Raw genomic sequence first — 23341 nt, forward strand, 5'->3', positions numbered from 1 at the left:
TCAGCGAACAAGTATCAGCACGGAGATAACGGAGCCGCACTAAACAGGTAACGGCAACGCTCTTTGCTGTAGCGAAGACTCTTGTCCCAGCTCTAGCAGTTCCATCACGGTTATCGCCTCGCAAGCCGGCACGGGATTATCACCGTCACCGTTAATCGCATCACGAATACCGGCATAATACGCCGGATAGTTACCCGGAATAGTCAGCAACGACTGCTCAGCCATAATGTCGTCTTGCACCAGCGTTAGCACGCCATCACGCATGTCATAACCCCAATCCGCCTGCGGTGGGCGCTCACCGGCCTTCAAACGATCTTCTTGCGGATCTAATCCATGTTTAATGTAGCTGCCTTTCGTGCCATGAACCACATAACGTGGCGTTTCAGCGGCCGTTACCATGCTGCCGTGCAAAATAACGCGCTTATCGGAGTAATATAAAATGGCGTGGAAATAGTCCGTGGTCTGCGAGTTTGGCCGCATCGCTGCCAGATCCGCCAACAGACTTTGAGGTTTGCCAAACAGCTGTAAAGCTTGATCGAGCAAGTGTGAGCCAAGATCAAACCAGATCCCACTGCCCGCGCCCGCTTTTTCGCGCCAGCGGTCACGCACTTCCAGACGAAAACGATCGTAGTGGGATTCAAACTGCACCACATCACCCAGCGCGCCTTCCGCCAGTAGGGTTTTTAGCGTGAGAAAATCGCTGTCCCAACGGCGATTATGAAACACTGACAACAGCCGTTTTTGCTGCTTAGCCAGCATGTCTAACTCGCGTGCTTCCTGTAGATTTACCGTGAAAGGCTTATCCACCACCACATGTTTACCCGCTAGCAGCGCCTGCTTTGCGAGAGGGTAATGCGTAATGTTCGGCGTTGGGATAACCACCATATCAATATTGGGATCGGTAAAAAGCTGCCCTGGTTCACCCACCACCGTCATTCCCGGCCAATCAGCGCGCACTTTCTCGGCATCGCTGCTTGAAACCGCCGCTAATGTTAGCCCCGGCGTGCCAGCAATCAACGGTGCATGGAACGTTTTACCGGCAAAGCCATAGCCGATCAGCCCAACACGAATTGAATCCGCCATACAAAACCTCGCTGCCCTAGCAATCAAAAGAGTGAGAGATGACCTTAGGTCATCTTTTCAACTTATACATTGTTATCGAAATATTAAGATAGTGCTATTTGATAGCCTGTTTTAGGACAAGGAGCAAGGGGACGCAGTGCGATCTTGGTGCGATCTTGATTAGGCGGGTAATTATTAAACAACAACTCCGCTATGCAAACACAGCAACTGTGGCACTCGCATAGCGGAACAAAATCAAAATATTGGAGAGCAAAAAACAGCAGGAGTTTATGGTCAGAGAATACAAGAAAAGTGACATTGTCACCTATCTAAACTCTCAGCAACGTACTCTGTCTTTCGCTCTGCCGGCGCTCTCCCGCGCTCATCGATGAGGAATCATTAACTTCATGATTACGACGACGGTAATCGCTCGGACTAACACCAACGCGCTTGCGGAATACGCGTGAAAAATAGAGCTGATCGTCGTAGCCCACCACGCGGCCAATGGTCGCAATGGGTTCTTGAGTGGTTTGCAGCAGGAGCTTGGCGCGGATAACCCGCTGATCTTCACGCCAGCGCAGAATATTCACGCCAACCTGTTCACGGAAAAGATGTGCAAGGCGCGACGGAGATAAGCAAACGTGTTTCGCTACGTCTTCAATGCGCAGCTCATCGGCCAAATTGCCGGTAATAAACTGGCAGGCTTCAATAATACGAGCATCCATAATGCGCTGTGGTGCCTGAGGATCTTCTTCCATCGCGCGCAGCAACAGCCGCTCGAGTAAATTCATTGCCAGTTCTTCAGCAAAGCGACGACCCGATTTGTGTGTTTGCTCAATATTGGCAAATAGACGATCAAACTCTAGCAATGTATTTTCAGGCAGCACCATGTGCCCTACGCCGTTAACCTGGCTGTGCCATTCCAACCAGTCGGCCCAATAGGCGCGCGGACGAAAATAGACCCAGCGGTGATACCAACAATCGCTTTCCGATGAGCGTCCATAAAAATGACTGGCTTTCGGCGGAAATAACAGCAACTCTCCCGGTTTGCTGTATAACGTTTCTTCTCCCTCTTTGCCGCTAAAAATGCGGCCTTCACCTTTGATCGTCAAATTGAGGATATAGCCTTTCATGCCCTCAGGACGATCAATAAAGAAGTCTAATGGTCCATCGGCAGTAATCGGCGTTAATCCTGCGACCAAATAAGCGTTAAAACTGTATCCCGGCAATAAGGGGTTTGGTTGTGGGTCCTGCGTTAAACGTTGATACATCGTCCCTCCCATCCATTAGTAAACCACCTAATCAGTTTACAGAGCAGCGAAAACGCTGCTCATAATTGCTGTAAAAATGTGAAGCAGATAAATAATTATCTATAATTTAAACTTAACAATCAGGACTCACCCTATTTCAGCTCACGTTTCAGGCGTAAATTTTGTCCCCTATGGGATTACCCCAGACTTTTCTTGGAGAGCTGTTTGTAGCGGTCAAAAATTACCGCTGCCAGCAAGATAACCCCGCGCACCACGTACTGAGAGAACGGTGAAATATTCAGCAAATTCATCGCGTTTTCCACCGTACCCAAAATCAGTACACCCGCGATGACATAAGATATTTTGCCAATCCCCCCCTTGAGCGATACGCCCCCCAGCACGCAGGCCGAGATCACAATCAGCTCATAGCCAATTGACGTCATTGGCTGACCGCTGGTCATGCGCGAAGCCAAAATGATCCCCGCCGCCGCCGATACCAACCCCGACAACACGAAGATAATAATTTTGGTACGTACCACCGGAACCCCAGCCAGACGAGCGGCCTCTTCGTTACCGCCAATCGCTAAGGTATTTCGCCCAAAAGTGGTTCTATTGAGCAAGAAACCGAACAGAATAAAACAGATAACGGTGATCCAAATCGGTGCCGGTAGTCCTAGCCAGTTGGCATAACCCAATTCAAAAAAACGCTCATCTTCGATGCCCACCGCTTTACCATCTGAAATAATGTAGGCTAAGCCGCGCACAATCTGCATCGTAGCTAACGTGGTGATCAACGCATTAATCTTTAAACGAGCAATAACAAAACCGTTCACCAAACCACATACCGCACCCAGCAGCAAACCGGCAAAAATGCCGATCCATAGGCTTTCGGTCATGTTAATGACCACAGCCGCAGTAACGCCCGCACAGGCAATGACCGAGGCAACTGACAGGTCAAAATCACCCGATGCTAAGCAAAACAGCATCCCACAGGCCACCATGCCTGACATCGAGATAGCCAGCCCCAGCCCCTTCATATTGATAAACGACCCAAAATTAGGCACAAAAATCAAACAGGCAATAAATAGCGCGGCAAACACCACTAGCATGCCGTAACTATCCCAAATGCGGCTGAGATGAAGCCCCTTTTTTCCTGCTTTAACCGTCGCCGGCGTAGACGTGACACTCGACATAATTCTGCTCCTAGACTTTTTCAGGCCGCATGAGAGGAAGTGGATATACCCGGCATGGCGAGCGCCAGCGCTTTGGCCTCGCTGGCGTCTTCACGCAGCAACTCGCCAGACACTGCGCCCTCACGCATCACAATGATGCGATCGGCAAGGCCAAGCACCTCAGGCAAATCACTCGATGCAAACAGCACGGCAATACCCTGCTCTGCCAGCTGATAGATCACATGATAGATTTCGTGTTTAGCGCCTACGTCAATGCCGCGCGTCGGCTCGTCCAGTAAAATGACCTTCATATCTTCAGACAGCCAGCGTCCCAAAATGGCTTTCTGCTGATTGCCACCGGAGAGATTCATAATCAGTTGTTCTGGACTTGGGGTTTTGATATTTAGCGCACTGATACGTTGATCCGCATTCTTAACTTCCCACGGATGATTTATCAGGCACCCTGCGGTTAGCGTATTGCGCCGTGCGCTGATGTTAATATTCTCGCGCACCGAATGAACGGGAATAATGCCGTCTGCTTTGCGATCCTCAGGGCATAGCATCATACCTTGGCGTATCGAATCTATCGGGCTGCGCACCTGCATATCATGCCCGTCCAACAGCACTTTTCCCTGCGTGATTTTGGTGCCACCAAACAGTGCTTTCATCAGTTCGCTACGGCCAGCACCGACTAATCCAAAGAGCCCAACAATTTCGCCTTGTTTGACCTGCAACGAAACCGGCTGCTTAACACCCGGTGCCAACACCTCTTCAACCGCAAGACGAACCGGCCCATGTTCACGCGGCTGATAGCCGTAAACATCACCCAAATCACGTCCCACCATGGCCTGAACCAACGACTCATGATTGACCTGCTGCATGTCGACAAACGTTTTTACATATTTGCCGTCTTTAAACACCGTAATGGCATCGCTCAATGCGAAGATCTCTTCCATGCGATGTGACACATAGATAATCACGCGCCCTTCCGCCCGAAGTTCGCGGATCACGCGAAATAGCTGTTCTATTTCCCGCGACGACAGCGAACTGGTGGGTTCATCAAAAGCAATCACTTTGGCATTTCGTGCCAGTGCCTTAGCGATCTCAACCATCTGCCACTGACCGATGGAGAGATATTTCAGCGGCGTTTGCGGATCAATATCCAACCCTAAATGTTCAAGCTGCAAACGGCTTTCGTAATTCAGCAGTGAATTATTCACGAAGCCTTTTTTAGCCGGTAACTGGCCCAGATAAATATTTTCAGCCACCGTCATTTCAGGCACTAAATGCAGCTCTTGGTAAATAATGGCCACGCCAGCATCTAGCGCATCGGTGGTTTTATTGAATTGAACCGACTCGCCTTTAAGCACAATTTCACCCTGCGTCGGCGTATAGCTGCCGCTGAGAATTTTCAGCAACGTTGATTTTCCCGCGCCGTTTTCGCCCATCAGGGCATGGATCTGACCGGCTTGGCAGCTAAAACTGATGTCATCCAGCGCCTTCACCCCAGGAAATGTTTTCCCGATATGACGGAATTCCAAATAGGGTACGTTGGAGGTCATAAACCCTCTCCTTGCCAGCCTGCGACCAAAGCAACAGTTGGCTAAAGTCATGAATTGATAGGATCTCGCCCTCGAAGTACGAGATCCGTTTCACTTTAAAATGAAGACTGCCGCTATAACCCTTTCTTTTTCAGCTCTTCTTTGAAGTTATCACGCGTGATCAGCACCACGTCGGTCACCGCCGTGAACTTGGCGGGCTCAACGTCTTTCGTCACCCAATCATTCAGCATCTGGATGCTCTTGTAGCCATGGATATCGGGGCTTGGTAACAGAGAACCGTAGAAGCCCGTTGGGTTGGCTTTAGAAAGTTCGCTAACCGCATCGACGCCGTTGATACCAATACCGATGACGTTATCGGCTTTAAATCCTTGGCCTTCCGTTGCGCGCACGCCGCCAAGAACGGTGTTGTCATTCATGCCAACGATCAGCCAGTTTTTGACTTTCGGATACTGAACTAACATGGAGTTGGCCGCGTCAAACGCGCCGGGAATATCATTCGACTTGGTTGGCACCTTGTAGATTTGTTTTTCAGGGAAGCCCGCCGCTTTTAATGCATCCATTGAGCCTGTGGTACGGCGACGTGCGGTATCCAGTTCATCGGCGGTAATCGCCATCACCCCAGTTTCATCGACTTTCCAGCCGCGCTTGTTCATCTCTTTCCACAGCTCTTGCCCTTGGCGCGCGCCAATTTCACTGGCCGCCATCATCACCAATGGCACATTTTCCATCGGCTTGCCTTTGGCATTCACAAACTGATCGTCGACGGCGATGACTTTTAAATCGTAGCTACGCGCCTTAGCGATAATCGCAGGGCCTAACTTGGGATCGGGAGTACAAATGACAAAGCCTTTAGCACCGCTGGCAGCGAGGCTATCAATCGCGTTTAACGTTTTCTCACCGTCGGGAACGGCAATTTTAATCACGTCGAATCCCAAATCCTTTCCGGCTTTATCGGCAAATGCCCATTCCGTTTGGAACCAAGGTTCTTCCGGTTGCTTAACCAAGAAACCGAGTTTCATGTTCTCGGCCATAGCGGATTGTGACATAACGGCAGCCAGTCCAATGGCAGCCAAAGCCTTAGTGAATTTATGCATATTTCTAACTCTCCAATTTCGTCATTCTTATGTAGCAGATTTGTCATACAGACCATGCTGTTTAACGACGCAAAGCTAGGTGTACGAATTTAGGGGGTTTAGCGCAGCAGATACCAAACATATTGATATCACGCTGCAATGTAAGGTCGTTGTGTAGGACGGGCTAAGTTGTAGCGGCTAATTAAAGAACAAATAGAGAGCAAAATCACACCAGAAAAATACAGCCATTTTGTGCATATATTTAGCAATTCAATAACATTCAAAACTTTTGATGCGGGTCACATAAAAGCAAGTCGTAGCTGAAAAATACATACATGTAGCTAAGCCATCCTCACGCTAAAGGGGGCCTATTTCCTATGTTGGTTAGCAGTGAAATCTATATAACAGGAGATAGGGAATGCGCGTGAACCCCATTGCAATCGGGCTGGATTTTGGTAGTGACTCGGTGCGTTCGCTCGCCGTAGATTGTGTGACCGGTCAGGAGTTAGATACCGAAGTCGTCTACTATCCGCGCTGGAAACAAGGACTGTTTTGCGATGCGCCCGCCAACCAATTTCGCCACCATCCGCTCGACTATATTGAATCGCTCGAAAAGGCGATCAAAGCTGTGGTAGCAAGAATGAGTGCGGAACAACGTGCTGCGGTGGTCGGGATCGGTGTCGATTCCACCGGCTCAACGCCAGCGCCGATTAATGATGACGGCGATGTGCTGGCATTACTGCCGGAATTTGCCAATAACCCGAATGCGATGTTTGTGTTGTGGAAAGACCATACCGCTATCGAAGAAGCTGAGGAAATCAACCGACTATGCCGCAACGGTTCGTTCCCTGACTACACGCGCTATATCGGCGGCGTGTATTCGTCTGAGTGGTTCTGGGCGAAAATTCTGCATATCAGCCGTCAAGATCGCGCGGTACGTCAGTCCGCAGCCTCTTGGATTGAACTTTGCGACTGGGTGCCTGCGCTGTTGTGCGGTAAACAGCAGCCGCATCAGTTAAAGCGTGGCCGTTGCAGCACCGGACACAAAGCCCTTTGGCATCCATCATGGGGCGGTGTTGCTCCACGCGAATTTCTTGAAGCGCTCGATCCTTGCCTCAGCGAAAACCTGCAACAGCCTCTGTTTAGCGAAACCTACACCGCCGATCTTCCCGTGGGGAAATTAAGCGATGAATGGGCGCAGCGCCTAGGCCTCTCTACCGATGTTGTTCTCTCCGGCGGCGCTTTTGACTGCCATATGGGCGCCGTCGGTGCGGGTGCACAGCCGTATACGTTGGTAAAAGTGATTGGCACTTCTACCTGCGACATTCTGATTGCCGAACAACAGTTAATCGGCGATCGCACCATTGCTGGCATTTGCGGACAAGTTGATGGCAGCGTGATCCCAGGCTATATCGGGCTAGAGGCCGGCCAGTCGGCGTTTGGCGATATGTATGCTTGGTTCAGCCGTTTGCTGACTTGGCCGTTGCATCAGGTCGCCAAACAGCATCCAGAACTGGAACCACAGCTAGCAAACACCATAAAAAACTTGTTGCCAGCGCTCACTGAAGAGTGGGCCAAAGCGCCGCATCTTAATCACCTCCCCGTCGTTTTGGACTGGTTCAATGGCCGCCGTACGCCTTTTGCCAATCAGCGTCTGAAAGGCGTAATCGCCGATCTTAATTTAGGAACTGATGCGCCAGCACTGTTCGGCGGGTTTATTGCCGCGACGGCCTTTGGCGCCCGCGCCATCATGGAATGCTTTGAACATCAGGGCGTACCGGTGGAAAACGTCCTGACACTCGGCGGGATCGCACGTAAATCACCGGTGATCATGCAGGTATGCTGCGATGTGATGAATCGCCCGGTGCAAATCGTGGCCTCCGATCAGTGCTGTGCGTTAGGTGCCGCAATTTTTGCCGCCGTCGCCGCAGGCACCTATCCCGATATCGCCACCGCCCAGCAGAACATGGCCAGCCAAGTTGAGCGCACGTTACACCCTAACCCCGAGCGCGTGGCGCGTTTCCAACAGCTTTATGAACGTTACCAGCAGTGGTGTCAGAGCGCTGAGCCCTGCTACGCCGCCGTCAAACATTAATTCCATTTAGAATTTACGGAGTCATCATGCAACAGTTCCAACAAAACGAAGTTTGGTTCGTTATCGGTAGCCAGCATTTATACGGTCAGCGTACGTTACAGCAGGTAAAGGAGCAGGCCGAAAAAGTGGTCGCCCATCTTAATCAAGTGGGTTTACCGGTCAAACTGGTGCAAAAACCGTTAGCGACTACGCCCGATGAAATTACTGCGCTGTGCCGCGACGCGAACTATCAGGACAACTGTCTTGGCCTGCTCGTCTGGCTACACACGTTTTCTCCAGCAAAAATGTGGATCAACGGGCTACGCCGCCTAGAAAAACCATTGCTTCAATTCCACACCCAGTTTAATGCCCAGATTCCGTGGGACAGCATGGATATGGACTTCATGAATCTGAACCAAACTGCGCATGGTGGCCGCGAGTTCGGTTTTATCGGTGCACGTATGCGCCAACAGCACAGCGTGGTTGCTGGACATTGGGAAGATCGACAGGCACAGGAAGGCATCGCACGTTGGATGCGCGTTTGTGCAGCAAAACACGAGAGCCAGCATCTGAAAGTGGTGCGCTTTGGCGATAACATGCGTGAAGTGGCGGTAACCGAAGGAAATAAAGTCAGTGCTCAAATTCAGTTTGGCTATAGCGTGAACGGCTATGCACTGGGTGATTTAGAACAGGTCGTTAATGAAGTTAGCCACAGCGATATCAGCGCGCTGGTGGAAGAGTATGAAGCCAGCTACATCCTAACTGACGCGGTGAAAAACGGCGGTGCAAAACGCGAGAATCTGCTGGATGCTGCACGCCTTGAGTTAGGCATCGAACGTTTCCTTCAGCAAGGCGGTTTTCAGGCCTTCACCACCACATTTGAAAACCTGTACGGGCTGAAACAACTCCCCGGCCTCGCCTGTCAGCGATTGATGCAGAAGGGCTATGGCTTTGGCGCTGAAGGCGATTGGAAAACCGCGGCTCTGCTGCGCATTATGAAAGTAATGGCGTCAGGCCTACAAGGCGGCACCTCATTCATGGAGGACTACACCTACAATTTCCAGCCGGGTAACGATCTGGTGGTGGGGTCGCATATGCTGGAAGTCTGCCCGTCGATAGCCAAAGAAGAAAAGCCGCTGCTGGATGTTCAGCATCTTGGCATTGGTGGTAAAGCCGACCCCGCTCGCTTGCTCTTTTCCACCCCTGCCGGCGCAGCGTTGAATGCCAGCCTGATTGATTTAGGCGATCGTTTCCGCCTCTTGGTTAACTGCGTAGATACCGTTGAACAGCCACGTGATTTACCAAAACTGCCTGTTGCACGCGCCATCTGGAAAGCCCAACCGTCATTAGCCACCGCGGCTGAAGCGTGGATTTTAGCCGGAGGCGCGCATCATACGGTGTTTACCCAAGCGCTCGACGTTGAATATCTGCGCTTATATGCAGAAATGCACAATATCGAGTTCTTACTCATTGATAATGCCACCACGCTTCCTGCATTTAAAAATGAGATCCGCTGGAATGAAATGTATTACATGTTGAACCGTAAATAGCCTAGCACGCGATATAACATGGTGGCGCAGTGGTTATAACTGTGACCGCCATTTTTTGGTTTCACACAACTAAACTCTGCACAAACTGCAATCGCAAATATAAAAGCACACCTAGTTTAATTAACTGCTTCATTTTGTTTATAAGTATTTCAACTCATTTAATTAGCCGCCAATGATCTTGTACCTATCCCCGTTGATATATTGGACAGAAGATTATCGCGTTACCTTTTAAATTATATCCTTTTTTTTGATTATGTAACACGTATCACTAATATTGTACTAGACAGATGGTTTTCACTACATATACTGGAAACTCTTCTGAAATCCTTCCTGTTGATGAACATATAAAATGAACGTAAATGATTATCTGCTCAAGTTCCGCAGAGTTAGCACGCTGGAAAGCTTAGAAAAACTCTTTGACCATCTTAATTATTCTCTCGACGAGGATGAGGAAATTATTAATATGTATCGCGCCGCCGATCATCGTCGTGCGGAATTAGCCAGCGGCGGTCGTTTATATGATGTGGGCTGTGTCCCGAAAGAGATCTGGCGCTACGTTCAATAAAAATCATTAACCGCATTATATTGCCAGCAATCACCGGCTATTCGTTTGAATGCGGTTTCACGTTAACATTTGCTGCTTAAATGAACATATTTTTTGTTATCTTTCGGCAATAAACCCATTTGCCGTAGCCTTATAGCTAATTCCCTTTAAATTCATTTTATTAATAAGCAAAAAGCATGAGAAAAGAGTACTTACTCAGCCCATTTTAGCGTTTACTGGCTGCTTATTTTTGCCAAGGAAAATGCCTACTATGCGCTCTCGTGCTGCCACCTTTCTCCCGCTTATTGGCTCATTATTTGCCCTGTATATCATTTGGGGTTCAACTTACTTCGTTATTCGTCTTGGCGTAGAGAGTTGGCCGCCGCTGATGATGGCAGGCGTACGCTTTTTCTGCGCGGGTCTGGTAATGCTCACGTTTCTACGTCTGCGCGGGCATAAAATGCCGAGCGGTCGACCGCTATTAAACGCGGCAATCATCGGTATTTTGCTGCTTGCCGCCGGTAACGGCGCGGTGACCGTAGCTGAACATCAGGATGTTCCCTCGGGAATTGCTGCGGTTATGGTTGCCACCGTTCCCCTTTTCACCCTGTGCTTTAGCCGATTGTACGGAATGCCGACGCGTTGGCTAGAATGGCTCGGCATCGCGATCGGTCTGTGTGGCATTATCTTACTTAACAGCGGTGGACATTTGAGCGGCAATCCGTGGATGGCGCTGCTCATTTTGGCGGGCTCAATGACATGGGCGTTCGGCTCGGTGTGGGGTTCGCGCGTTGAGTTACCGGCAGGGCTGATGGCCGGAGCGATTGAAATGCTCACCGCGGGGATCGTGTTACTGATTGCTAGCGCCATCGCCGGTGAACGTATGACACAGATGCCAAGCCTGCAAGGGATTCTGGCGGTAAGTTATCTGGCGGTTTTCGGCTCTCTGATCGCGATTAGCGCATATATGTTTTTGATTCGTAACGTTCGCCCCGCCGTTGCCACCAGCTATGCCTATGTGAATCCGGTGGTCGCCGTATTGTTAGGTACCGGCTTAGGCGGTGAAACGCTGTCGTCAACCGAATGGCTGGCTCTGTGCGTCATTATCGTTGCGGTTCTTCTGGTGACACTGGGTAAATATCTACTGCCACAAAATTGATTTCTCGCAGAGTAAACGTTTGCGTAGTGTGAAATATTACGCGCGAAAAATGAGTGTCGGGCGGTTTTCTCCATTGAGTGTACTGCCCGATAGCCTATAATCGTCGCCATTAACCTGTTTGCCTTTACCTGTTTTTGCAAGGATCACGACCCCATGACGTCCCTCTCCGAACAGATGCATGCTCCTCAGTTAAAACCTATCTCCCAGATCGCTGAACAGTTAGGGATCCCAACGACCCATTTGATCCCCTATGGCCATTACGCGGCAAAAATAGACATCAAGGCAATTAAACCTGAGCAAGGTACTGGCCAGCTCGTGTTGGTTTCCAGCATTACGCCAACGCCGCTCGGTGAAGGTAAAACCGTCACAACCATCGGTTTAAGCCAAGGGCTAAACTTTATTGGTAAAAAAGCACTGGCCTGTATTCGTCAGCCGAGCCTTGGACCTGTATTCGGGGTTAAAGGCGGCGCGGCCGGTGGCGGCGTAGCGCAAGTTCTGCCCATGGAGCAGCTTAATCTGCATCTCACCGGCGATATTCATGCCATCACCGCGGCACATAATTTAGCCGCGGCAGCACTGGATGCCCGTCTGTTCCATGAACAACGCTTGGGCGATAAGTTTACTGAGCACACCGGATTAAAACGTCTCGATATCGATCCAGAACATATCCTGTGGAAACGCGTGATCGACCATAACGATCGGGCGCTTCGTAGCATTGATATCGGCGTGGGCGGCGGCAATAACGGCGTTCCGCGTCACGACGGTTTTGATATCACCGCGGCATCCGAGTTGATGGCTATCTTGGCACTGTCTGAAAGTTTGACCGATATGCGCCAACGCATTGGCCGCATTATTTTGGCTTATACGTTACAGGGTCACGCCATTACCACCGAAGATCTGGAAGTGGCTGGCGCAATGACCGTATTAATGAAAGAAGCCATTCATCCAACCTTGATGCAAACCAGTGAAAACACGCCTGTGCTTATTCATGCTGGGCCATTTGCTAACATCGCTCACGGCAACTCTTCGGTTCTTGCCGATCGCCTCGCCCTACAACTGGCCGATTATGTGGTCACCGAAGCGGGCTTTGGTTCCGATATGGGTATGGAGAAGTTCTTTAATATCAAATGTCGCCAGTCGGGTATTAAACCCTCTTGTGTTGTACTGGTTGCTACGCTGCGCAGTTTAAAAGCCAACAGCGGTAAGTTTAATATGAAACCAGGGCAGTCTTTGCCCGAAGAAGTTAAGCATGCCAACCTGCCTTTACTGCTCGAAGGCGCGAGCAATTTAGCGTGGCATATTGGCAACGCATCCCGCTATGGATTACCGGTCGTTGTGGCTATCAATCACTTCCCAGAGGACAGCGCGGAAGAGCTTGAGTTCATACGCCAATTCGCGATGGAACACGGCGCTTTCGGCGTTGAAATCAGCGATGCGTTCTCAGCGGGTGGTAAAGGTACAGCTCAGCTAGCCGAATGTGTCACAGCCGCCTGCCGCAGCGGCGGCGAAGTGTCGTTGCTTTATCCCGATGACATGTCTCTGGCGGATAAATTACAGACGCTGGCAAAAAATGGTTACGGCGCGTTACGTGCCGAACTCACCCCAGCGGCGCAGGACACAATGCAGCAGCTCGAGCTAGCGGGATTTGGTCATCTACCGTTGTGTATGGCAAAAACGCCGCTCTCAATCAGTGCCGATCCGGCCCTGAAAAACGTGCCGCGTGATTTTGTGCTGCCTGTCACCGATCTGAAAGTGTCGGCGGGCGCCGGTTTTATTCGTGTTTATGCCGGTAACATTATGACCATGCCGGGGCTTAGCACCTTGCCCGCCTACCGCCATATTGATATCGATAACGCGGGAAATATCGTCGGACTGAATTAAAGGAATAACGAAGTTACGCCGTAACATCGAATAAATTATCGTCATTTCGTGCATGCCGTAACCCGTTGACGGCTCGGCAGCACGATATCGATGATAGCGTTTCAATTAGCCTGTATGATGCGTAACGCTGAAATTTGGATTTAACGTGACGGCTATGCTGAAGGCATGTCGAAAGAAGGTGGCATTATGAAAACAAAACGGATTGGTGGCTGGCTCGTTGCGCCGCTGGCTTACATGATTGTCTCCTTGCTGTCGTCGAGTCTGATGCTGATTATCTTTTTGATGACAATCATCCAGCCCGCGAGTCGCAGTCAGTTGCTTTCGCATAGCCCCACGTTCTCCAGCCAGTGGATGCTGTCGTTTGCCATTACCGTGATCATCTGGGCCTTCACGTTGTTTAATCTGTACCTTTTTGGCAAACGCTCTCGCCGCTTCCCTAAATTTTTCATTTTATGGCTGCTGGTTATGGTGCTTTTAGCGTTGAAATCCTTTGCGTTTTCTCCGGTTACCGACGCCGCGGCGTTACGTAACATGGTGATGCCGTTGTTGGCTGCCGCTATTTTTGTTCCTTATATCAAGCGCTCAAGCCGCGTACGCGATACGTTTATTGAGCCGTAATAGGCTGTTTTTATCGGCGTTCAGTACTCCCTCATTCGAGTTAATTCGCAATAAATCGAATAACCTTGTACTTGATCTGTTGTCGTCCGGCGGCTAAATCCCGATAATACGGCGGTTTTTCTTCGTCTACTGTTTTTCTTGCTAGGTTTAGTTGATGACCGATTATTTGCTGTTACTGGTCGGTACCGTTCTGGTCAATAACTTTGTTTTAGTTAAGTTTCTCGGCTTATGTCCATTTATGGGCGTATCTAAAAAGCTGGAAACGGCCATTGGTATGGGGCTGGCAACCACCTTTGTACTCACCCTCGCCTCTGTTTGTGCGTGGGCAGTTAACGAATTCATTCTGGTGCCGCTGGCGCTAGGATATTTGCGTACCTTAACCTTTATCTTAGTGATTGCGGTCGTAGTGCAGTTCACCGAGCTGGTGGTGCGTAAAACGAGCCCTGCGCTGTATCGACTGCTCGGTATCTTCCTGCCGCTGATTACAACCAACTGCGCCGTACTTGGCGTGGCGCTGCTTAACGTCAACCAGTCGCATAACTTTATGCAATCTGCTGTTTATGGCTTTAGCGCCGCCGCAGGCTTCTCGCTGGTAATGGTACTGTTCGCCGCAATTCGTGAACGTTTGGCCGTGGCTGACGTGCCCGCGCCGTTCCGCGGTTCTTCTATTGCACTGATTACCGCCGGACTGATGTCCCTTGCGTTTATGGGCTTTACCGGGTTGGTGAAATTCTAATGTCGTCGTTGTGGATTGCTATTTGTGCCGTCGGCGCTATCGCGCTGGTTTCCGGTATCGTGCTCGGCTTTGCCGCGCGCCGTTTTAAAGTTGATGCTGACCCTATCGTTGAACAGATCGACGCTATTCTGCCGCAGAGCCAATGTGGCCAATGCGGCTACCCGGGCTGTCGCCCTTACGCCGAAGCCGTTTCAGGCGGTAGCGAAAAAATTAACCGATGTGCCCCTGGTGGCGAGCAGGTGATGTTGAAGATTGCCGAACTGCTTGCGGTAGATCCTCAGCCTTTAGACGGCGAAGCCGCTCAGTCGGAGCCGGTACGTCAGGTGGCGCTTATTGATGAAGAGAACTGCATTGGCTGTACGAAATGCATTCAAGCCTGCCCCGTTGATGCCATCGTGGGCGCCACCCGCGCCATGCACACGGTAGTGAGCGATCTGTGCACCGGTTGTAACCTGTGCGTCGCTCCGTGCCCAACCGACTGCATCACGTTAGTGCCGGTGCCGACCACCACGGCAAACTGGAAATGGGACCTAAACACCATTCCAGTCAGAACAATTTCCGTAAATGAACGCGAAGTGGAACACCATGTTTAATCTGTTTGCAGCGCTGAAAAAAGACAAGTTGTGGGACTTCAAAGGCGGCATTCATCCGCCTGAAATGAAGCACCCGTCCAGCCATGTTCCGCTGCGCCATGTTTCGCTGCCGCCGATGTTGATTATTCCCGTTCAGCAACATATCGGGCCGGAAGGTGAACTGTTAGTCAAGGTCGGCCAGCACGTCATGAAAGGCCAACCGCTCACGCGCGGTACGGGCCGAATGCTGCCGGTTCACGCTTCCACTTCAGGTGTGATTAGCGCCATTTCGCCTCAGATCACCGCGCACCCGTCGGGCCTGCGCGAAACCTGTATTACCCTCATTCCCGATAATCAAGACCGCTGGGGAGAGTTGCATCCGGTCGCGGATTACCGCGCGCAGTCACCGCTAGCCCTCACTGAGCTTATCCATCAGGCAGGTATTGCGGGCTTAGGCGGTGCGGGCTTCCCTACCGGTAACAAATTGGAAGGCGGCTACGGCAAAGTTGAAACGTTGATTATCAACGCCGCCGAGTGCGAGCCTTATATCACCGCAGACGATCGTCTGATGCGTGAACATGCCGCTGAAATCATCACCGGCTGCGAAATTCTGCGCCATATTTTGTCACCTCAGCGCACCCTGATTGGTATTGAAGATAACAAACCAGAAGCCATCGCGGCGCTGAAGCTCGCATTGCAAGGTCACGACGATATCAAACTGCGGGTGATCCCGACTAAATACCCTTCCGGCGGTGCCAAACAGCTCACCAAAATCCTCACTGGGATGGAAGTGCCTTTTGGCAAACACTCCGCTTCTATCGGCGTTTTAATGCAAAACGTCGGAACGGTGTATGCGATCAAACGCGCCATTATCGACGGTGAGCCGTTAATTGAACGCGTGGTCACGCTTACCGGTGAATTGATGAAAAAACCGGGCAACGTGTGGGCTCGCTTAGGCACGCCGGTTAAACATCTTTTGCAGGCCGGTGAATTTGAAGCTCAGAACCGCTCGCCGATGGTAATTATGGGCGGCCCATTGATGGGCTTTACCCTCGCCTATCTCAATGTGCCGATTGTTAAAATCAGCAACTGCATTTTAGCACCGTCAAAAAGTGAATTTGATGAAGCCAGTGAAGAGCAGGCCTGCATTCGCTGTAGCCAATGCGCCGATGCCTGCCCTGCGGGTCTTTTACCACAGCAGCTTTATTGGTTTAGCCGTGGTCAAGAACATGAGAAAGCGCGCCAGCATCATCTGTTCGACTGCATCGAATGTGGCGCCTGTGCCTACGTCTGCCCAAGCAGCATTCCGCTGGTGCAGTACTACCGCCAAGAGAAGGCTGAAATTAAAGCCGCCGATCAGGAAGCCGCACGAGCCGCTCAGGCGAAAGAGCGCTTCGAAGCTCGTCAGGCGCGTTTAGAACGTGAAAAAGCCGCTCGAGAACTGCGCCATAAACAGGCCGCGGTGAAAGTGACCGAAACCGACCAAAGTGCGGTACAGGCTGCGGTAGCGCGCGTCAAACAGCGTCAGGAACAGCAAAACGGTATCAGCTCAATTCATCCGTTTAACAACGATCAGGAAGATAACAGCATTCGCGCAGCTCGTGAGGCGCGTAAAGCCTTGGCTCGCGAACGTAAGCAGGAAAATGTTTCTCAACCTGAAACCGAAGCCGATCCGCGTAAGGCAGCCGTTGCCGCCGCGCTCGCTCGCGTTAAAGCCAAAAAAGCCGCGCAGGCGAATACCGCTGAAGGTGCTACGACGGCCGATGAGAATATCGTTGTTCCTACTGACGTTGCTGAAGATCCACGCAAAGCCGCCGTTGCGGCCGCTATCGCGCGCGCCAAAGCGAAAAAAGCGAATGTCACTTCTGCTGTGGAGCAAGCAGAAACTACCGTTGAGGCCGATCCGCGCAAGGCCGCTGTGGCCGCGGCTATTGCGCGTGCTAAAGCAAAAAAAGCGGCTCAAGCTCAAGAAACCGATACGGTTTCAGCGCCCTCTAATGAAGGCATTGATACCCAACAAGACCCACGCAAGGCCGCCGTTGCAGCCGCCATTGCCCGTGTAAAAGCGAAACAGGCCGCGCAGAAATCCGCCGCGGTTAACGAGGAATAAATGGCTTTTAGAATCGCCAGTTCACCCTTTACTCATAACCAGCAATCAACTCAGCGCATCATGCTATGGGTGATTTTTGCCTGTATCCCTGGCATTGCTGCTCAAGCCTATTTCTTTGGCTATGGCAATCTGATCCAATGCGCGTTGGCCATTGTGACGGCGCTGCTGACCGAAGCGCTGGTTTTGCGCTTGCGTCATCGAAACGTAGCTAAAACCTTGGGTGATAATTCCGCCCTGCTGACGGCGTTGCTGCTGGGGATCAGTCTGCCTCCGCTTGCGCCTTGGTGGATGGTGGTATTAGGCACGGTCTTCGCCATCGTGATTGCCAAACAGCTGTACGGTGGTTTGGGGCAAAACCCGTTTAACCCTGCGATGATTGGCTATGTCGTTCTGCTGATTTCGTTCCCAGTGCAGATGACCACGTGGCTGCCGCCAGAGAGCCTGATGAGCGCCCCGCTGAATGTGAATGATACGCTGCTGCTTATTTTTAGCGGGCATACCGCTGACGGCACGGTCATCCATCAGCTGATTCAAACCGCCGACGGCATCAGCCAAGCCACGCCGTTAGACAGCTTTAAAACCAGTCTTCGCTCTGGCCATGACGTGGCTGAAATTCTGCGTCAGCCAATTTATCAAGGCGAATTTGCCGGTTTAGGTTGGCAGTGGGTTAACGCCGGGTTCTTGCTGGGTGGTATCGTGTTACTGCTGCGCGGCGTGATCCATTGGCAGATCCCTGTGAGCTTCATTGTGGCCTTAGCGGCATGCTCGGCTCTCGGCGGTTATTTCTCTCCTGAAAGCGCAGTGCCGCCGATGTTGGAACTGTTCTCCGGCGCAACCATGCTGGGGGCTTTCTTTATTGCTACCGATCCAGTGACGGCATCCACCACGCCGCGCGGGCGTTTGATTTTTGGTGGGTTGATTGGCGCATTAGTGTGGATTATCCGTACCTATGGTGGCTATCCAGACGGCGTGGCCTTTGCCGTGCTGCTGGCCAATATCACCGTACCGCTAATCGATCACTACACCAAGCCACGCGCTTACGGACATCGCTAAGGAATCGCTATGCTTTCAACTATGCGCCGCCATGGCACCACGCTGGCATTGTTTGCCGTATTAGCCACAGGTCTGACGGCGGTGGTGAATGAATTAACCAAAGACACCATTGCTCATCAGGCCGAACTACAGCAAAAACAATTATTTGATCAGGTTCTGCCAACCGAGATGTATAACAACGAACTACAGCATGAATGTTACGTTGTCACGGATAAGCATCTAGGGTCTGCTACACCGCACCATTTATATCTAGCACGCAAAGATGGCGTACCGGTGGCTGCCGCGGTTGAGTCTACGGCACCCGATGGCTATTCCGGAGCGATTCAACTGCTGGTTGCCGCTGATTTTTCCGGTAAGGTGTTGGGCGTACGCGTTTTAGAGCATCATGAAACGCCCGGTCTTGGGGATAAAATTGATGCCCGAATTTCTGACTGGATTAACAGCTTCCGTAATCAAACCGTTCACGGTGATAATGACCCACGCTGGTTTGTGAAAAAAGACGGCGGCATGTTTGATCAGTTTACCGGTGCCACCATTACGCCACGCGCGGTCGTCAATGAAGTACGCCATACGGCGGTTTTCTTACAAGAGAACCGCGAACGTATTGAATCCATGCCACGCTGCCAGATAACAGCAGGAGAAAGTAACTGATGAGTGAAGCCAAAACGCTGCTGGCAAATGGCCTGTGGAAGAATAACTCCGCGCTGGTTCAGTTGCTCGGCTTGTGTCCTTTGTTGGCGGTATCCTCTACCGCCACCAACGCGCTGGGCCTGGGGCTGGCAACCACGTTAGTGCTGGTTTTCACCAATAGCGCCGTTTCTGCCCTGCGCCGCTGGGTTCCGCACGAGATCCGTATTCCAATTTATGTGATGATCATCGCCTCGGTGGTGAGCACCGTGCAGATGCTGATCAACGCCTATGCCTTTGGGCTCTATCAGTCGTTGGGGATTTTCATCCCGCTTATCGTCACCAACTGTATCGTGATTGGCCGCGCGGAGGCTTACGCGGCTAAAAATCCGGTCGGTCTTTCTGCCATTGACGGTTTAGCAATGGGGCTGGGCGCAACCTGCGCGCTGTTCGTCTTGGGTTCGCTACGCGAAATCTGCGGCAACGGTACGCTGTTTGACGGCGCCGATTTATTGTTGGGCTCTTGGGCCAAATCATTACGCATTGAAATCTTCCACACCGATACGCCATTCCTACTGGCTATGCTGCCACCCGGCGCATTCTTGGGCCTAGGATTTTTGCTGGCGCTGAAGTATGTTATTGATCAGAAAATGAAAGCACGTCAGGCAGCGCGTCAAACGGTTGCTCCGACTCTCGATAATGGAAGTGAACGAGCACTATGAATCAGGAAAAGCGCACGCTGATCCTCAAGCGGCTACAAGAGAATAATCCTCATCCCACCACTGAATTGGCCTACAGCTCAAATTTCGAGTTGCTGATTTCCGTGCTGCTATCGGCGCAGGCTACCGATGTGAGCGTAAACAAAGCAACGGCGTTGTTATATCCGGTGGCAAATACCCCTGCGGCGCTGCTCGAACTGGGCGTTGATGGCATCAAGCAGTACATCAAAACCATCGGCTTATATAATAGCAAAGCAGAAAATATCGTTAAGACCTGCCGGATCCTGCTTGATGAGCATAATGGTGAAGTGCCAGAAAACCGCGCTGCGCTTGAAGCTCTGCCCGGCGTTGGCCGCAAAACAGCCAACGTGGTGCTCAACACCGCCTTTGGTTGGCCAACAATTGCCGTAGATACGCATATATTCCGCGTGTGTAACCGCACCGGTTTTGCTCCGGGAAAAAACGTTGATGAAGTCGAAGCCAAGCTGTTAAAAGTCGTCCCGAAAGAGTTTAAGCTTGATTGTCATCACTGGTTAATTTTGCACGGCCGCTACACCTGTATTGCGCGCAAGCCGCGCTGTGGCTCATGCATCATCGAAGATCTGTGTGAGTTTAAAGAAAAAGTTTATCCCGAATCCTAATCAAACCGAAACATAATGCGCAGGCATTTTCTTGCGCATTATTGAATGCCGTCTCCCCGATAGACCTCAAATGCCCCCCGCAATATCCTCCTTCGACTGTGAGCATGTTCGCTTTTTTCACAATATGTGTGAAAAGCCATCCCAACATTGAGATCAAGGGTTTTTGTTGTCATTTTTTTGAAATAGATCACATTTATTAGGTCACGAAAAATAACTATTTTCATACAAAATGTGAATTTTTTGGATAATTATGCACATAAACAGTTATGCATTATTATTACAATGACATTTTTATAGAAAGCAGTCGATCACACTGGATATCTTTACAATAGAAGAATATATAACGCAAAGCGCTCTGATTATGATTTAATCAAAACATTAATTTGGGAAAGAGCAAAAACACAATGCTTCACTCTGCATAACATTTGTAACAACTCGCGGATGTTCTGCATAGAGTTTATGTAACAGAATATTTCATAGGTATTGTCAGACTGCATCATATAGTGAACATTAACCCTCGATCTTCCCACTTATAACAATGCAAAAGGATGCTTCCCCGCATCACTCTTTGTTTCCCTGTCACTGATGGGGTATGAAAAAATTCGAGGTATTTGTGTCAACCGCAAACAACAACAGTAATAAGGCCGATGAGAGCGTTAGCCTAAACGCCTTTAAACAGCCTAGAGCTTTCTACCTGATTTTCTCCATCGAACTATGGGAACGTTTTGGTTACTACGGCCTTCAGGGCATCATGGCCGTTTACCTGGTCAAAATGCTTGGAATGACCGAGGCCGACTCGATCACCCTGTTCTCTTCCTTCAGCGCACTGGTCTACGGCTTCGTTGCTATCGGTGGCTGGTTAGGCGATAAAGTTCTCGGCGCCAAACGCGTTATCGTGCTGGGTGCATTAGTCCTCGCCATAGGTTATGCCTTAGTTGCCTTCTCAGGCCACGACATCACGTGGGTCTACGCAGGTATGGCAACTATCGCCGTAGGTAACGGCTTGTTCAAAGCCAACCCATCTTCTCTGCTGTCAACTTGCTATGAGAAAAACGATCCGCGTTTGGACGGTGCATTTACTATGTACTATATGTCCATCAACATCGGTTCCTTCTTCTCTATGCTGGCAACCCCTTGGTTGGCTGCAAAGTATGGCTGGAACGTCGCATTCTCACTGAGCGTTGTGGGTATGCTGATCACGCTGGTTAACTTCATGATGTGCCGTCGCTGGGTTAAGAACCAAGGTTCTAAACCTGACTTTGAGTCTCTGAAGTTACACAAACTGCTGATGACCTTAGTGGGCATCGTCGTGCTGATCGGTGTTTCTTACTGGCTGCTGCATAACCAAATCGTTGCTCGCTGGGCGCTGGCAGTGATTTCTCTGGGTATCGTTCTGGTATTCGCTAAAGAGACTTTCGCCCTGCACGGTGCTGCTCGTCGTAAAATGATCGTTGCTTTCCTGCTGATGCTGGAAGCCGTTGTCTTCTTCGTTCTGTATAGCCAGATGCCAACGTCTCTGAACTTCTTCGCAATTCACAACGTTGAGCACTCTATTCTGGGTATCGCGTTTGAGCCAGAGCAGTATCAGGCACTGAACCCATTCTGGATCATGGTAGCTAGCCCAATTCTGGCGGCGGTGTATAACAAGATGGGTGACCGTCTGCCAATGCCGCACAAGTTCGCTATCGGTATGGTTCTGTGTTCCGGCGCATTCTTAGTGCTGCCATGGGGCGCAACCTTCGCCAACGAACAAGGCATCATGTCTGTAAACTGGCTGATCCTGAGCTATGCGCTGCAAAGTATCGGCGAGCTGATGATTTCTGGTCTGGGTCTGGCAATGGTTGCACAGTTGGTTCCACAGCGTCTGATGGGCTTCATCATGGGCTCTTGGTTCCTGACTACCGCTGCTGCTGCGCTGATTGCAGGTAAAGTTGCTGCGCTGACCGCTGTACCTTCTGACGTACCAGATGCTCACGCATCACTGGCTATCTATAGCCACGTGTTTATGCAGATTGGTATCGTAACGGCTGTTATCGCCGTGCTGATGATGCTGACCGCGCCTAAACTGAATCGTATGACTCAGAGCAGCGATGAAGAAGTCGCTCGCGAAGCTGCGACTGCTTAATCTCTTCAGGCTATCATTATGAAAAACGCCCTCATGGGCGTTTTTTTTATCTGCGAGCACCAACAAAAATACATAAACCAGTCACTGACAATTATTCATTGTCGCCGTAATATGGTTCCTCGCTAGGTATATCGATACCCCACACGGGGATATCAATGTCTCAGGATCGTCTAAGGAGTATTTGATGAAACTGTTTTACAAAGCCGGGGCTTGTTCTCTTTCTCCGCACATTGTTCTGCGTGAGGCTGGGTTAGACTTTACGATTGAGCGCGTCGATCTTGCTACTAAAAAGACCGAGCACGGTGAAGACTTCCTGAAGATTAACCCGAAAGGTCAAGTACCTGCCCTGCAGTTAGATGACGGAAGCCTGTTAACCGAAGGCGTCGCCATTGTGCAATATCTGGCTGACAAGGTGCCAGACCGTAACTTGATCGCACCGGCTGGCTCACTGGCTCGCTATCATGCAATTGAGTGGCTGAACTATATTGCCACCGAGTTACACAAAGGCTTTAGCCCACTGTTTAACCCGAAAACGCCTGAAGAATATAAAGCCATCGCACGTCAGAAACTGGAACAGCAGTTCGCCTACCTTAATGGTGTACTGAGCAACCAAAGCTATCTGCTGGGCGCACGTTTTAGCGTCGCCGATGCCTATCTGTTCACCGTGTTAGGCTGGGCTAAAGCCTTGCATTTCGATCTGCCAGCCTATCCAAACATTGTCAGCTATATGGCACGCGTAGCTGCTCGCCCTGCCGTTGATGCTGCGCTGACGGCTGAAGGCCTTAAGTAATCTGTTTCTGCTTTATCTAAAAG

General features: G+C 50.7%; 20 protein-coding genes. 15 read left to right on the forward strand and 5 right to left on the reverse strand.

What is annotated here, in order from left to right:
• Positions 1-39: 39 nt before the first annotated feature.
• The 5 genes from CPY98_RS10535 to CPY98_RS10555 all read right to left on the reverse strand — a co-directional run bounded on the left by CPY98_RS10535 (position 40) and on the right by CPY98_RS10555 (position 6140).
• On the reverse strand, positions 40-1083 hold the full coding sequence (locus CPY98_RS10535) for an oxidoreductase (RefSeq protein ID WP_096387620.1): 1044 nt from the start codon (positions 1081-1083) through the stop codon (positions 40-42).
• Between the two features lie 308 nt (positions 1084-1391).
• Positions 1392-2333, reverse strand: coding sequence for an arabinose operon transcriptional regulator AraC (gene araC, locus CPY98_RS10540; protein ID WP_025801031.1), 942 nt, complete (start codon positions 2331-2333; stop codon positions 1392-1394).
• A gap of 176 nt (positions 2334-2509) precedes the next feature.
• Positions 2510-3505 carry an L-arabinose ABC transporter permease AraH gene (araH, locus tag CPY98_RS10545; RefSeq protein ID WP_046359969.1) on the reverse strand — a complete coding sequence of 332 codons (996 nt, stop codon included), beginning with the start codon at positions 3503-3505 and terminating at the stop codon, positions 2510-2512.
• Positions 3506-3525: 20 nt separating this feature from the next.
• A complete protein-coding gene (gene araG, locus CPY98_RS10550) occupies positions 3526-5046 on the reverse strand; it encodes an L-arabinose ABC transporter ATP-binding protein AraG (protein WP_046359968.1) in 1521 nt (506 codons plus the stop codon).
• A 113-nt stretch (positions 5047-5159) separates the two neighbouring features.
• On the reverse strand, positions 5160-6140 hold the full coding sequence (locus CPY98_RS10555; protein ID WP_025801034.1) for an arabinose ABC transporter substrate-binding protein: 981 nt from the start codon (positions 6138-6140) through the stop codon (positions 5160-5162).
• A 397-nt stretch (positions 6141-6537) separates the two neighbouring features.
• On the opposite strand from CPY98_RS10555, the gene CPY98_RS10560 reads away from it, so the two are divergent.
• The 15 genes from CPY98_RS10560 to gstA all read left to right on the forward strand — a co-directional run bounded on the left by CPY98_RS10560 (position 6538) and on the right by gstA (position 23318).
• A complete protein-coding gene (locus CPY98_RS10560; protein ID WP_096387622.1) occupies positions 6538-8214 on the forward strand; it encodes a ribulokinase in 1677 nt (558 codons plus the stop codon).
• A 26-nt stretch (positions 8215-8240) separates the two neighbouring features.
• Positions 8241-9743 carry an L-arabinose isomerase gene (gene araA, locus CPY98_RS10565; RefSeq protein ID WP_096387624.1) on the forward strand — a complete coding sequence of 501 codons (1503 nt, stop codon included), beginning with the start codon at positions 8241-8243 and terminating at the stop codon, positions 9741-9743.
• A 349-nt stretch (positions 9744-10092) separates the two neighbouring features.
• Positions 10093-10308, forward strand: coding sequence for a transcription modulator YdgT (gene ydgT / locus CPY98_RS10570; RefSeq protein WP_025801037.1), 216 nt, complete (start codon positions 10093-10095; stop codon positions 10306-10308).
• A 250-nt stretch (positions 10309-10558) separates the two neighbouring features.
• Complete coding sequence (yedA, locus tag CPY98_RS10575; protein WP_043493250.1) at positions 10559-11446, forward strand: drug/metabolite exporter YedA; 888 nt, start codon at positions 10559-10561, stop codon at positions 11444-11446.
• Positions 11447-11599: 153 nt separating this feature from the next.
• A complete protein-coding gene (locus CPY98_RS10580) occupies positions 11600-13327 on the forward strand; it encodes a formate--tetrahydrofolate ligase (RefSeq protein ID WP_096387626.1) in 1728 nt (575 codons plus the stop codon).
• Between the two features lie 186 nt (positions 13328-13513).
• Positions 13514-13945, forward strand: a complete 432-nt coding sequence (locus CPY98_RS10585; protein WP_046360009.1) for a DUF2569 domain-containing protein — start codon at positions 13514-13516, stop codon at positions 13943-13945.
• A gap of 154 nt (positions 13946-14099) precedes the next feature.
• Positions 14100-14681: an electron transport complex subunit RsxA gene (rsxA, locus tag CPY98_RS10590; RefSeq protein ID WP_025801041.1), complete on the forward strand. Its 582-nt coding sequence runs from the start codon at positions 14100-14102 to the stop codon at positions 14679-14681.
• Entirely contained in the window at positions 14681-15274 is a 594-nt protein-coding gene (gene rsxB / locus CPY98_RS10595; protein WP_046449298.1) for an electron transport complex subunit RsxB, read from the forward strand. Before rsxA ends, rsxB begins: the two co-directional genes overlap by 1 nt.
• Positions 15267-17363, forward strand: coding sequence for an electron transport complex subunit RsxC (rsxC, locus tag CPY98_RS10600; protein WP_046449297.1), 2097 nt, complete (start codon positions 15267-15269; stop codon positions 17361-17363). The genes rsxB and rsxC overlap by 8 nt, the downstream gene beginning before the upstream one ends.
• The gene (rsxD, locus tag CPY98_RS10605) at positions 17364-18416 is read left to right on the forward strand and encodes an electron transport complex subunit RsxD (RefSeq protein WP_043493257.1); all 1053 of its coding nucleotides are present in this window, start codon (positions 17364-17366) and stop codon (positions 18414-18416) included.
• Between the two features lie 9 nt (positions 18417-18425).
• Positions 18426-19067: an electron transport complex subunit RsxG gene (gene rsxG / locus CPY98_RS10610; RefSeq protein ID WP_096387628.1), complete on the forward strand. Its 642-nt coding sequence runs from the start codon at positions 18426-18428 to the stop codon at positions 19065-19067.
• Positions 19067-19765 (forward strand): electron transport complex subunit E, encoded by a 699-nt coding sequence (locus CPY98_RS10615; protein WP_043493259.1) that lies wholly within the window; start codon positions 19067-19069, stop codon positions 19763-19765. The genes rsxG and CPY98_RS10615 overlap by 1 nt, the downstream gene beginning before the upstream one ends.
• Positions 19762-20403: an endonuclease III gene (gene nth / locus CPY98_RS10620; protein WP_025801047.1), complete on the forward strand. Its 642-nt coding sequence runs from the start codon at positions 19762-19764 to the stop codon at positions 20401-20403. Before CPY98_RS10615 ends, nth begins: the two co-directional genes overlap by 4 nt.
• A gap of 613 nt (positions 20404-21016) precedes the next feature.
• Positions 21017-22528 carry a dipeptide/tripeptide permease DtpA gene (dtpA, locus tag CPY98_RS10625; protein WP_096388749.1) on the forward strand — a complete coding sequence of 504 codons (1512 nt, stop codon included), beginning with the start codon at positions 21017-21019 and terminating at the stop codon, positions 22526-22528.
• Between the two features lie 184 nt (positions 22529-22712).
• Positions 22713-23318 (forward strand): glutathione transferase GstA, encoded by a 606-nt coding sequence (gene gstA, locus CPY98_RS10630; protein ID WP_043493262.1) that lies wholly within the window; start codon positions 22713-22715, stop codon positions 23316-23318.
• Positions 23319-23341 lie beyond the last annotated feature (23 nt).

It is taken from the genome of Hafnia sp. CBA7124 (genome assembly GCF_002355555.1).
Taxonomy (GTDB): Bacteria; Pseudomonadota; Gammaproteobacteria; order Enterobacterales; family Enterobacteriaceae; genus Hafnia; species Hafnia alvei.